This is a genomic window from Flavobacterium sp. GW823-FHT06G12, assembly GCF_058794775.1.
Map to the genome: position 1 here is coordinate 345,913 of NZ_JBXAHE010000004.1, position 12,259 is coordinate 358,171.

The window sequence follows — 12,259 nt, forward strand, 5'->3', positions numbered from 1 at the left end:
ATTCACATTTTACAATTCACATTTCACAATTAAAAGAAGTATTTTTGCAGGATTATAAATTCCTCGCAAATGAAACGTTCAGGCACGGCAGATCTTCCCTTACATTATGGACATGTTCCGATGTGGCTTGCTGAGCGAATGTCTAAACTTGGTTTTGCAATTGTTGAAACCATTGCGATGGAATTTTCTACTGCCGAAGTTATCAGTAAATTGAGCAATCCGTTTTGGTTTCAGAGTTTTGGCGCTGTTATGGGAATGGATTGGCATTCGTCTGGAATTACAACTTCGGTACTTGGAGCTTTAAAAAAATCAGTTAATCAGCACTCAAAAGAGCTTGGAATTTATATCTGCGGAGGCAAAGGAAAGTATTCTATGGCAACGCCGCAGGAACTTTTATTTGTTGGCGAAAAAACAGGTCTTGATGGAGTTAATCTTGCCAGTTGCAGCCGACTTACCGCCAAAGTAGATAACACTGCCATTCAAGACGGATTTCAATTGTATCAGCATAATTTTATTGTCGATAATAAAGGGCAATGGGCTGTTATTCAGCAAGGAATGAATCCAGATTCTAGAACTGCGAGAAGATATCATTGGCATTCTCAAGATTTGAAATCTTTTATAAACGAACCTCATACTTTTATTTATGGCGAAAATCAAGGTTCTATATTGAACCTTACTGCCAACGCCGCTACAAAATCTCGAGAAGGAATTTTAGAGCTGGTAAAAGAATCGCCGGTTAAAATCATAAAAGAAATGCAGTATCTTTCTATGCCTGCGCATCACGATGTGAGAATAGAAGATGTGAATATGAAAAGATTGGGCGCAATGCTTTGGACAACTCACGAAAACAAACCAGAAGATTTTGAAGAATTACTGCTTTTAAAAGGAATGGGACCAAGAGCTTTGCAGTCATTAGCATTAGTGAGCGAAATTATTTATGGAACTCCAACACGATTTGAAGATCCTGCTCGTTTTTCTTTTGCTCATGGTGGAAAAGACGGACATCCGTTTCCTGTTCCTGTAAAAATTTACGATGAAACGATAGATGCGCTTCAAAGAGCTATTAATCGAGCCAAAATTGGCAATAGTGACAAATTAAGCGCTATTCAGAAACTATCTGAAATTTCGCGGAGAGCAGAAGAAAGCTTTACTCCAAATTCAAATTTTGATGCTCTTGTTCAGAGAGAACGAGAAGAATCGCATAAATACGGAGGAAAAACCGTTTTTGGAGATGCAAAACCTCCAAAAAAGAAACCTATAAACCCAAACAATCAGTTGGAATTATTCTAAAAAATAGATATTCCTTATCAGCCTTTAGTTATCAAAAAACAAATAATGTCACAAAACGAAAAATCAATCTACACCCTACAATTCATTTTACTTTGTTTGAGTTCTTTATTATTTTCATCAAGTTTTAATATGATGATTCCTGAACTTCCAAACTACTTAAGCAGTTTGGGAGGAGCAGAATACAAAGGACTTATTATTTCCTTATTTACTCTAACGGCTGCAATTTCGCGTCCTTTTAGCGGTAAACTTACCGATAAATGGGGAAGAGTTCCTGTTATGGCAATCGGATCTTCGGTTTGTGTGGTATGCGGATTTCTTTATCCAATCTTGAGTTCTGTTTCCGGATTTTTATTGTTGCGTTTGGTTCATGGTTTTTCAACAGGATTTAAACCCACATCGACTTCAGCTTATGTGGCAGATGTTATTCCGCAACATAGATGGGGTGAAGCTCTAGGAATGCATGGATTGTGTTTTAGTATTGGTGGAGCGCTCGGACCTGCATTAGGAAGTTTGATTGTGAATTTGTACGGAATTAATGTCATGTTTTACTGCTCATCATTTTTGGCGTTTTTCTCTATTATTATCGTAATGAATATGAAAGAAACTCTTGCTACAAAAGAAAAGCTGAACCGATCTATGTTTATTATTGGACGAAAAGATATCGTTGACAAAAATGTGTTTCCTGCAGGAATTATTACTTTTCTTTCATACACCGCATTTGGACTTATTTTGACTTTAATTCCAGATTGGAGCGAGCATGTTGGAGCAACCAATAAAGGTATATTCTTTACTGCCTTTACGGTGGCCTCAGTTTTAGTTCGTTTTGGAGCAGGAAAAGTTTCAGACCGACATGGGCGACCAAAAGTGATATTGGCAGGATTAATTATAACGGCTTCTGCACTTTTTGTAATAAGTGAAGGAAGAGATATTCAGATGCTATTGGTTGGAGCAGCAATTTACGGAATTGGTACAGGGATTTTGTCTCCAGCAGTCAGCGCTTGGACTATCGATTTAAGTAATCCCGATCATAGAGGAAAAGCTGTTGCCACAATGTATATTTCGATGGAACTTGGAATTGGTTGTGGAGCACTTTTAGGCGGAAGTTATTACAGCGATCAAATTATGCGTATTCCGCAGATTATGAAATTTGATATTCTGATTCTCGTTTTAGGAATTGTATATCTTTTGTATTGGGCAAAGATTGCTAGAAGAAGAAGCAAAAATCTTGCTTAAATAATACTAGAAGTTGAAATAATAGGAGAAGCCTGTGAATTAATTTTTGCAGGCTTTTGCTTTCATGTATTAAATCAAACTTTAAAAAGAAATTAGTTCATAAATATCCTTTTTATCAGAAATGAGTACAAATAGCTTATTTATGTGTAAGTTTTTCAGATAAATATTTTGTTTCATTTTATAAATAAAATGGTTTCCTAAGAAAAAAAAACTAACTTTATAATATTGAAAAGGAGTTAATTACTAAATTTAAAGATTGCACTTTTGAATATTTTTAATTTCAAATGCAAATAAATACTCCTTCAATAATAGAGCTGTGATACTTTTAAGTTCCCCAGATTAAAAGTGTGGATTTATGCAGTTACTCCAAGTTTAAAATAATAATGTTTAGTTATATATGTAAATGAATATTTAAAAATTAAATTAAGAGCAATGTTATGAAGATACAACTTTTAAAAGCCAAGTTTTATTTAATTCTCTTTTCAGTTGCTCTTATTAGTTTGGAGGTAAATGCCCAAACAGCATCGCTTGAATATTGTTTTAATGCCGCAAAACAAAATAATATTTCGCTCAAGCAAGCCAAATCGGGTTTAAAAACAGTAGAATATAATCTTCAGGCTGAAAAGAACAGCTATTTTCCAAAAGTAGATCTTTTATCCAGCTATACTTATTTAAGCAGTCCTTTAACAATTAATCTGCAGTCAGTTAAAGACGGAATTGTAGAAGGGTCATCAAAGCAGAGTGTCAATACGGCCAATCAGATATATAATGAAATCACAGGAGGTAATTTATCGCAAGCCGCGCAGGATCGAATTTATAATACTTCGAAAACTATAATCGGAGGCATTTATCCTAATTATAATCCGTCTTTAAGCGAACAGTCTTATTTTTTGGCAGGTGTGGGAGTGAGGCAACCTCTTTATTTAGGAAATAAATTAAATTCTTCTGTAGATCTTGCTCAGTCTGTCGTTACTTCTGCTGGACTTAATGTCGAAGCTGTAGATAAAGAAGTAACTTTCTTAATAACACTTCAATATTTAAGAATACTGTATCTTAATTCTTTAATGCAGAAACAACAAATGATTATTACGGCTTTAGATAAAAATAAAACCTATGCCGAAGAGTCTGTAAAAAATGAAATTCTGCCTCCATATCAAAAAAATTGGACGAATGTAGTTTTAATTCAAGCAAAAAGTCAATTTAACTCCATCGAGAATGATAAAAAAAATGCACAAATTGAATTGAACAAATTAATGGGAGCCGATCTAGATCAGGTTTTGACAATTTCGGATACGTTAAATTACAATAGAATTAATTTAAGCGAACCAAAGAAAGATTTTTGGCTTACCAATCCAGTTCAGCAAATGGCAGAAAGCAAAATAGCATATGCTGAAACTGCTGAAAAAATAAGTAAATCTTTAGCATTGCCAAATGTTTTTGCTGTTGGAAACTTCAACCTTTATCAAAAAGATCTTCCTGTTGCCATTCCAGATTGGTTTGTTGCTTTAGAATTGCAATGGACTTTATTTAATGCCCAGACAAGCAAACGTACACAGGCTGCTAAGCAATTAATCGACGAAGCTAGATTAGGAGAAGAAAATGTGAGTTTGCTGCTTCAGGTAAAGTCTAAAGCTGCAAAAAATAAGATGGATTCTCTTGAAAAAGATGTTGAAGCACTAGAAGCAGCGCGAAAAGAAGCTCGTACAACAAGTAGCTTGATAACACAGAGAATGAACAATCAAATGTCATCGCCAAAAGATGTTAATGATGCTCTGCTAGTTGAAACGGAGATAGAAAAAGTATACTATACGGCTGTTTTTGGGTATTATGTGGCACTTGCAGAATATTTAAACAGTATAGGAGAACCAACAAGAATCACTCAATTTATTAAATAGATGAAAGATATTTTTAAAAATTATTGGGCGCTGCTAATTCCGATTTTAGTAGTTGTTATAGCATTGATCTTTTTTCTTAAAGGAAATAATGATTTAGAAAATAACTTTATAGGAATGGTTGATGCATCAAGTGTCGATGTTGCGGCCGAGTTTCCGGGCAGACTCGATTCCTTATTGGTAAAACAAGGTGATACGGTGCACACAGGTCAATTGGTTGCTATACTTCGTTCAAACGAAATCAATGCAATAAAAGCGCAAGCATTGGCAGCAATTGATGCCGCAAAAGGACAGCAGGAATTGCTTACTCAAGGTGCAAGACCAGAACTTATTGAAGCGACTTCAAAGCTATATCAAATAAGTGAGGAGCAATACAAATTGTTTAGCACTACTTACGATAGAATGGAACGTTTGTATAATGCTGATGTAATATCGGGTCAAGAAAAAGATGTCTTTTATTTTAAATTTCAGGCGGCCAAAAAAGAAATGGAAACCGCAAAATTAAACCTGAAAATGCTAAAAGACGGTGCAAGACCAGAATTATTAAAAACGGCAAATGCAATTGTAAAACAAGCCGAAGAGGCATACGAACTAACAAAAGCGCTTGGCGATAATACTAGAGTGTTGGCTCCGGCAGATGGTGTGATCTCGAGTATGGTCACCCATCAGGGAGAAATTGTTTCTATTGGTTATCCTATGATGACTATTGAAAAGAAAAATTCGACGGTAATAAAATTTAATATCAGGCAAGACAAAGCAAATCTCCTTAAAGTGGGGACTAAAGCTTCTGTAAAAGTTCCTGGTTGCGATCCTGAAGTTTTTGATGTCGTAGTTAGTTCTATTGCTCCAACATTAGAATTTGCCAATTGGGTGCCTTCTAAAGATAAAGGTGAGTTTGAACTCAGAACATTTACAATCGAGTTTAGACCTGAAAAATTAGCGGAAATAAAAGGATTACGTTCAGGTATGACAGCTTCACTAATTCTACCTTGATGAACAGCGTAATAAATATAATGATTAGAGAATGGAAGCGCATTCTAAATTTGAAGGTGTTTTACCTTGTTATGTTAGTTGTGCCAGCTATATTATTTACATTTTATGCTTTTATATATCAAAAACAAGAAGCCAAACACTTAGCTTTTGCCATTTGGGATGATGATCAAAGCGCCATAAGTAGACAACTTACTTTTTTATTAGAACAAAAAGAATCCCTAAATATTACGCGTCGTGTTTACAGTGAAGAAGAGGTTAAAAGGTTAATTAACGAAGGCAAAATTTTAGGGGCTGTTCATTTTCCAGCAAATCTTCAAAAAAATATTTATAGCAGGCATCCAAGCACTGTGACTTTATATACGAATGCCGCTTCTCTGGTTCCTGCAAAAATGATTTACAAAGCTGTGGCTGAAGTTATAATTACAGGTAGTGCAGGAGTAGTTTTACAAAAACTTGTAAAAACAGGAATGAAAGCAGATCAAGCCATGGCACTTGCTAATCCGATAAAATTAAATGTTTATCAGCTTTATAATGCTACTTATAATTATCAGGAGTATTTAGTCCCTGGATTAATTACAGTAAGTATGCAGATGATTTTGATTATAAGCTGTATGCTGGCATTAAATTATGAATGGAAAACTCAAACCATGGAGGAGTTATATCATTGCTCAAATGGCTCTGTTATTAATGTAATTGCAGGAAAAACAATTGCTCATCTTGTAGTGAGTTGGATTAATTTTATTTTGATTGCTTTTGTAATATTTCCTTATTTCGATATTGGAGTTCCTAGTGCAACAGGAAAGTTTTTTGTTATTTACACTTTTCTGTCTTTAGCTTGTATAGGAATCGGAATGTTTATCTCTGCATTATTCAAAGATGTAATGCTGTCTGGAGATGTTGCTTTGTTTTATACTTCTCCTGCTTTTGTATTCAGCGGTTTTACATTTCCGCGTTGGGCAATGCCGTGGTACGATCAATATTTTGCGCTTATAATGCCATATACCGCATTTTTAGACGGATTTTTTAAACTGTATTATATGAATCTGCCTTTAAAATATGCCCAAGGAGATTTAATCAAACTCCTAATTTTTTGTGCCGTAATGTTTCCAACAGCAATTTTATTGTTTCGACGTCAATTTAATTTAGTTTTCGATGAAAAAAAAGAAGCAAAACTCATTGATTAGTCTCTTTTTTAGAGAAGTTTCATTAATAGGAAAAGATCATAGTCTGCTTCTTACGCTTCTTATTGCGCCTTTATTGTATGCTTTTTTTTATGGCAGTATCTACATTAATAAAGAAGAATTTGAAGTAAAACTTGGAGTAGTAGACGACGATCATTCTAGATTATCACGATTGCTTCAGCAAAATATTGATAACTCTCCGATAGTGCAATTAATTCATTTTTCTAATTTAAAAGATGCCGAAGAACAAATGTATCAGGGAAATTGTCAAGGCTATTTTTATATTCCTGAAGGAACAGAAACGAATCTATTAAGTTTAAAACAAAGTAACGTAGTTCTAGCAGTAAATGCTTCACGTTTTTTGCCTTCGAGTGATTTGCTAATGAGCGTGCAGCAAATTTGTCTGACAATAGGCGCGGGTGTAAGACTTCAATATTTTCAGAAAAGCGAAGGAATGAGTACAGCCGCCGCGATGGATAATGTAATGCCAGTCAATTTAGATTATCGTCCATTATTTAATGAAAGATCCAGTTATGGAGCGTTTCTGTTGCCTGGACTATTAGCTCTAATTTTACAGCAGACACTGCTAATAGGTTTGTCTGAAAGTGTGGCTGGAGAACGGCAAAATTTACGCTTGCGCGAATGGATGAATGCAGGTGTTTCTAATGGAATATGGGGAAAAGGTTTGTTCTATTTACTGCTGTTTTCGTCTTATGCATTTTTCTTTTTAAATGTAAATTATAAAATACTCGATTTGCCTCAACGCGCAAATGGTTTAGAACTTGGTATTTTACTGGTTTTATTTATCGCAACATTAGTTCCGATGGCACAATTTATCGGTTCATTGTTCAAATCTCAATTAGTTTGTTTGCAAATGATGGCATTTTCAACTTATCCGATATTTTTAATTACTGGATACAGCTGGCCACACGAATCACTTCCTTTACTATTACAATGGCTGGCCAATTTATTGCCCACAACTCCTTTTATAGCCATATATACAAGAATGGTACAATCAGGAGCAGGATTATGGGAAAACGCATCTGCTTTGTTTCATTTAATCTTTTTATGGATTTTTTACAGTTTTATTTGTTTTGTAAGAATTAAACGATTGTTAATTAATCTAAATAAGTAAAAATTTTCTTAGTTTGAGCTAATTTTTTGATTATCTTCACGTTACGTAAAAATAATTATATGGATTGGTTAATAACTACACTTAAACAATATCCTGAATTAGCTGTTTTTCTTACATTATCTTTAGGATATTTCATTGGTAAATTTAAAATCGGAAGTTTCTCTTTAGGAACCGTAACAAGTGTTTTGCTTGTTGGAGTTTTAGTCGGACAATTGGACATTGTTATTGCCCCGGCTGTAAAATCTGTTTTTTTTCTTATGTTTTTATTTGCTGTCGGTTACAGCGTTGGACCTCAATTTTTTGGAGGCTTAAAAAAAGACGGTTTACCCCAGATGTTCTTTGCCACTATTGTATGCGTATTGTGTTTGGTTTGCCCCTATTTTATAGGTAAAATAATGGGATACGATATGGGACTCACAGCGGGTATGCTTGCAGGCTCTCAGACTATTTCAGCTGTAATTGGTGTGGCGTCAGATACCATCAATCAACTAGATATTCCAGCAGCAGAAAAAGCAGCTTTAATTAACAAGATTCCTGTAGCATATGCTGTAACTTATATTTTTGGAACAGCTGGATCTGCATGGATTCTGGCTTCTATTGGCCCCAAACTTTTGGGCGGAAATCTAGTCGAAAAAGCAAAAGAACTCGAAATACAACTTGGAGGAGATTCCATTGGTGACGATCCTAGCATGGCTTCGGCGTATGATAGAGTGATTTACAATGCTTATCAGATCTCTGCACAATCATTTGGATGTAATAAAACCGTTGCAGCTATTGAAGCAGAATTGGAAAGCAAAGGGAGGCATTTGTTTATAGAAAGAATTCGTAAAGGAAAAGACATTTTCGAAGCCGAAAAAGATACCATCGTAGAAGAAAATGATGTTATTGCACTTGGTGGCAGAAGAGAGTTTATGATGAATTATGTGGCTGTAAACGAAAAAGAAGTTTTAGATGTTGAACTCCTTAATTTTCCTGTAGAAGTCTTAACGGTTATGATTGTAAAAAAAGAGGTTCTAAACAAAACTATTGGAGAGTTAAGAGGCAGTAAAATTGCACATGGTGTTGTCATAAGATCTTTAAAAAGAGCAGGAATTGATATGCCTGTTCTACCTAACACAACTTTTAATAAAGGCGATCTGATTGAGCTAGTTGGAACTAAGAAAGATGTTGATCGAGCAGCATTGCATATAGGTTATGCAGATCGGGCAACAAATGCAACAGATATGGCATTTGTTGGATTAGGAATTGTCTTGGGAGGCTTGTTTGGCGCACTTACTTTAAAAATCAACGGTGTTCCAATTAGTTTAAGCACAAGCGGAGGTGCTTTAATTTCGGGACTTATTTTTGGATGGCTTCGCGGGCAGCATCCTACATTTGGACGTATTCCAGAACCTGCTTTATGGGTTATGAATAATGTAGGTTTAAACATATTTATAGCCGTAGTAGGTATTACAGCAGGGCCAAGTTTTATTGTCGGATTTCAGGAAGCTGGATGGGGACTTTTCATTGCTGGTGCCGCTGCCACTACACTTCCTTTAATATTGGCCCTTTTGTTAGGTAGATATATTTTTAAATTTCATCCTGTTATTACATTAGGATGTGCAGCAGGAGCGCGAACCACTACCGCAGCTCTAGGAGCACTGCAAGATGCTGTTAAAAGTAAAACGCCTGCTTTAGGTTATACCGTTACTTATGCGGTTGGAAATACCTTGCTTATTATCTGGGGCGTTGTTGTTATCCTAATGATGAGTTGATAAATCGTTTAGTTCTAAAAATCTTTAAAAATTTTTATTATGGCAATTGATATTTCTAAAATTAAGACATCACGAGAAGTAGAGAAAACACTCCAAACTCTTAGCCCCTTTGAAATTAAAAATGAACTTATTCGCTTGGCAGATGAAAGTGCATTAAAATCGACCGCGATAACACTTAATGCAGGAAGAGGAAATCCGAACTGGATTGCAACTGTTCCAAGAGAAGCTTTCTTTTTGTTTGGACAATTTGCACTTGGCGAATGTCGAAACGTTATGGAGGAACAAGGTATTTTGGCTGGAATTGTACAGAATAAAACAGGAGTAGCAAAACGCTTCGAAGAGTTTTTAAGTAATCATAAAGATTCGCCAGGAGCATCACTTCTAGAAAAAACGTATCATTATGGCGTTGATAATCATGATTTTGATGCCGATGCTTGGATTAGAGAATGGATTGAAGCCGTAATTGGTTTTAATTATCCTGTTCCAGATCGTATGTTAAGCCACATTGAAATAATAGTGCACGATTATTTAATACAAGAAATGTGCGGTATTGGCAGCAATATCGGGAAATTCGATATTTTCGCAGTAGAAGGGGGTACAGCAGCAATGTGCTATATTTTTGATTCTTTCATGCAAAACTACCTTACACAGCGAGGAGACAAAATAGCATTGTTAACTCCAACATTTACACCTTATATAGAAATTCCCGAATTAGAGCGTTACAATTTTGATGTTGTGCATGTGCAGGCAAGTGGTGTGGGTGAAAACGGGTTTCATACTTGGCAATACCCAGACTCTGAGTTAGACAAATTGAAAGATTCGGAGATTAAAGTGGCATTTGTGGTTAATCCTAGCAATCCTCCGTCATCTGCAATGAGTACAAAAACGCTTAATTATATCGCTGATATTGTTAAAAACCACAATCCGGAATTAATGATTATTACAGATGATGTCTACGGAACGTTTATCAATAATTTTAGGTCTCTGATGTCTGTTATTCCTGAGAATACGATTAATGTTTATTCTTTTTCTAAATATTTCGGATGTACAGGATGGAGATTGGGAACTATTGCAATTCATGAAAATAACATTTTTGATAAAAAAATTGCCGCTCTTAGCGATGATCGTAAAAAAGAGCTTCATGATCGTTATGCTACTTTAACTTTAGAACCAGAAAAAATTAAGTTTATTGACAGGCTTGTAGCCGATAGCCGACAAGTAGCTTTAAACCACACAGCAGGTTTGTCACTTCCGCAGCAATTTCAAATGATGCTTTTCTCAGCTTTTTGTCTGTTGGACACTCAAGATGTTTACAAAACTTTGACGCAGTCTATTATTCAGAAACGTTTAAAACTTTTATGGGAGGGATTAGAAGTTCCAATTATAGAAGATCCAATGAGAGCTGGATATTATTCTGAAATTGATATTATGGTAGCCGCAGAACATTTTTACGGAAATGAGTTTGCCGATTGGATGAAGAAAAATTTTGAGCCTGTAGATGTTTTGTTCCGTTTGGCTGAAAAAACAGCAATAGTACTCTTAAACGGAGGTGGTTTTGCTGGTCCAGAGTGGAGCATAAGAGTATCATTGGCAAATCTTCCCACAGATAGCTATTTAATACTAGGGAAAAATGTTCGCAAAGTCATAATGGAATATGTGACTAGTTGGGAAAATTCAAAAAAACAATAAATCTAATTGAAAAACTACTTAATTATGAAAACATTACTTACGTTACTTCTATCAGTTTTATTATTTACAGGTGTTTATGCGCAAAAATTGCCACGAATTAAAGTTTTGGCAACAGGAGGAACAATCGCTGGAAAAGGAGCATCAGCAGATCGTTCTGCATATAAAGCGGGAGAACTCCCTATTAAAGATCTGATTGGCGCTGTTCCGGGTATAGAAAAAATTGCCGATATCACAGGAGAACAAATTGCAAATGTAGGCAGCCAAGATATGAGCATTGATATTTGGATTAAGCTCAATAATAGAATTAATGAAATCTACAAAAATAATGAAGCAGATGGCATTGTCATAACACATGGAACAGATACTCAGGAAGAAACTGCCTATTTTTTATCTCTAACCTCTCGTTATGATAAACCTGTAATAATAACAGGCTCTATGCGTCCTGCAACTGCTATAAGCGCCGACGGACCGAAAAACCTTTTCGATGCGGTGACTTTAGCAGCTTCAAAACAAGCAGCAAATAGCGGAGTATTGTTGGTATTTAATGAATATATATTTTCAGGTCGAGCTGCTTTAAAAACAAGCACAACCCATTTAAATGCTTTTACAGCTCCAAACAGCGGACCTATTGGACAGGTTTATGATGGAAAAGTTGTGATGTATGAAAAAATACTCCGTAAAACGAACAAGGATACGCCTTTTGATATCACAGGATTAAAAACACTTCCAGAAGTTGCAGTAGTAGAATTATATGCAGATGCTCCTGCAACAGCTATAAATGCGTATGTGAATTCTGGAGTAAAAGGAATTGTAACAGGTGGTTTAGGAAATGGAAATCTTAACAAGGTCAATTCAGATGCAGTCGCAGCTGCAGTGAAGAAAGGAGTAGTTGTAGTAAGAGCCTCAAGAGTAGCAACTGGTAGAGTTACGCTTTTGGATGAAACGGATGATCAAAAATTAGGAACAATTGTAGCGGATGATTTAGTCCCTCAGAAAGCTAGAATTTTGCTAATGCTTGGACTTACACAAACAAACGACACAAAAAAACTGCAGGAGTACTTTTTCGAGTATTGATGCAGAAGGGAAAAGGAG

The 12,259-nt window shown here is 35.5% G+C and carries 9 protein-coding genes; all 9 read left to right on the forward strand.

Annotation, left to right across the window (positions count from 1 at the left end; translation table 11 throughout):
* Positions 1–69: 69 nt before the first annotated feature.
* The gene (locus tag AC1Q5Z_RS17085; RefSeq protein WP_492446062.1) at positions 70–1,290 is read left to right on the forward strand and encodes a DUF763 domain-containing protein; all 1,221 of its coding nucleotides are present in this window, start codon (positions 70–72) and stop codon (positions 1,288–1,290) included.
* Between the two features lie 45 nt (positions 1,291–1,335).
* Positions 1,336–2,523, forward strand: a complete 1,188-nt coding sequence (locus AC1Q5Z_RS17090) for an MFS transporter (RefSeq protein WP_492446064.1) — start codon at positions 1,336–1,338, stop codon at positions 2,521–2,523.
* Between the two features lie 437 nt (positions 2,524–2,960).
* Positions 2,961–4,418 (forward strand): TolC family protein, encoded by a 1,458-nt coding sequence (locus tag AC1Q5Z_RS17095; protein ID WP_492446066.1) that lies wholly within the window; start codon positions 2,961–2,963, stop codon positions 4,416–4,418.
* A complete protein-coding gene (locus AC1Q5Z_RS17100) occupies positions 4,419–5,408 on the forward strand; it encodes an HlyD family secretion protein (RefSeq protein ID WP_492446067.1) in 990 nt (329 codons plus the stop codon).
* A complete protein-coding gene (locus AC1Q5Z_RS17105) occupies positions 5,408–6,592 on the forward strand; it encodes an ABC transporter permease (RefSeq protein ID WP_492446069.1) in 1,185 nt (394 codons plus the stop codon). The genes AC1Q5Z_RS17100 and AC1Q5Z_RS17105 overlap by 1 nt, the downstream gene beginning before the upstream one ends.
* Positions 6,561–7,724 (forward strand): ABC transporter permease, encoded by a 1,164-nt coding sequence (locus AC1Q5Z_RS17110; protein WP_343585508.1) that lies wholly within the window; start codon positions 6,561–6,563, stop codon positions 7,722–7,724. Before AC1Q5Z_RS17105 ends, AC1Q5Z_RS17110 begins: the two co-directional genes overlap by 32 nt.
* 59 nt (positions 7,725–7,783) lie before the next feature.
* A complete protein-coding gene (gene aspT, locus AC1Q5Z_RS17115) occupies positions 7,784–9,478 on the forward strand; it encodes an aspartate-alanine antiporter (protein WP_492446071.1) in 1,695 nt (564 codons plus the stop codon).
* A 39-nt stretch (positions 9,479–9,517) separates the two neighbouring features.
* Positions 9,518–11,167, forward strand: a complete 1,650-nt coding sequence (gene aspD, locus AC1Q5Z_RS17120) for an aspartate 4-decarboxylase (protein ID WP_492446073.1) — start codon at positions 9,518–9,520, stop codon at positions 11,165–11,167.
* A gap of 24 nt (positions 11,168–11,191) precedes the next feature.
* A complete protein-coding gene (locus tag AC1Q5Z_RS17125; RefSeq protein WP_289058656.1) occupies positions 11,192–12,241 on the forward strand; it encodes a type II asparaginase in 1,050 nt (349 codons plus the stop codon).
* The last annotated feature ends 18 nt before the right edge of the window (positions 12,242–12,259 follow it).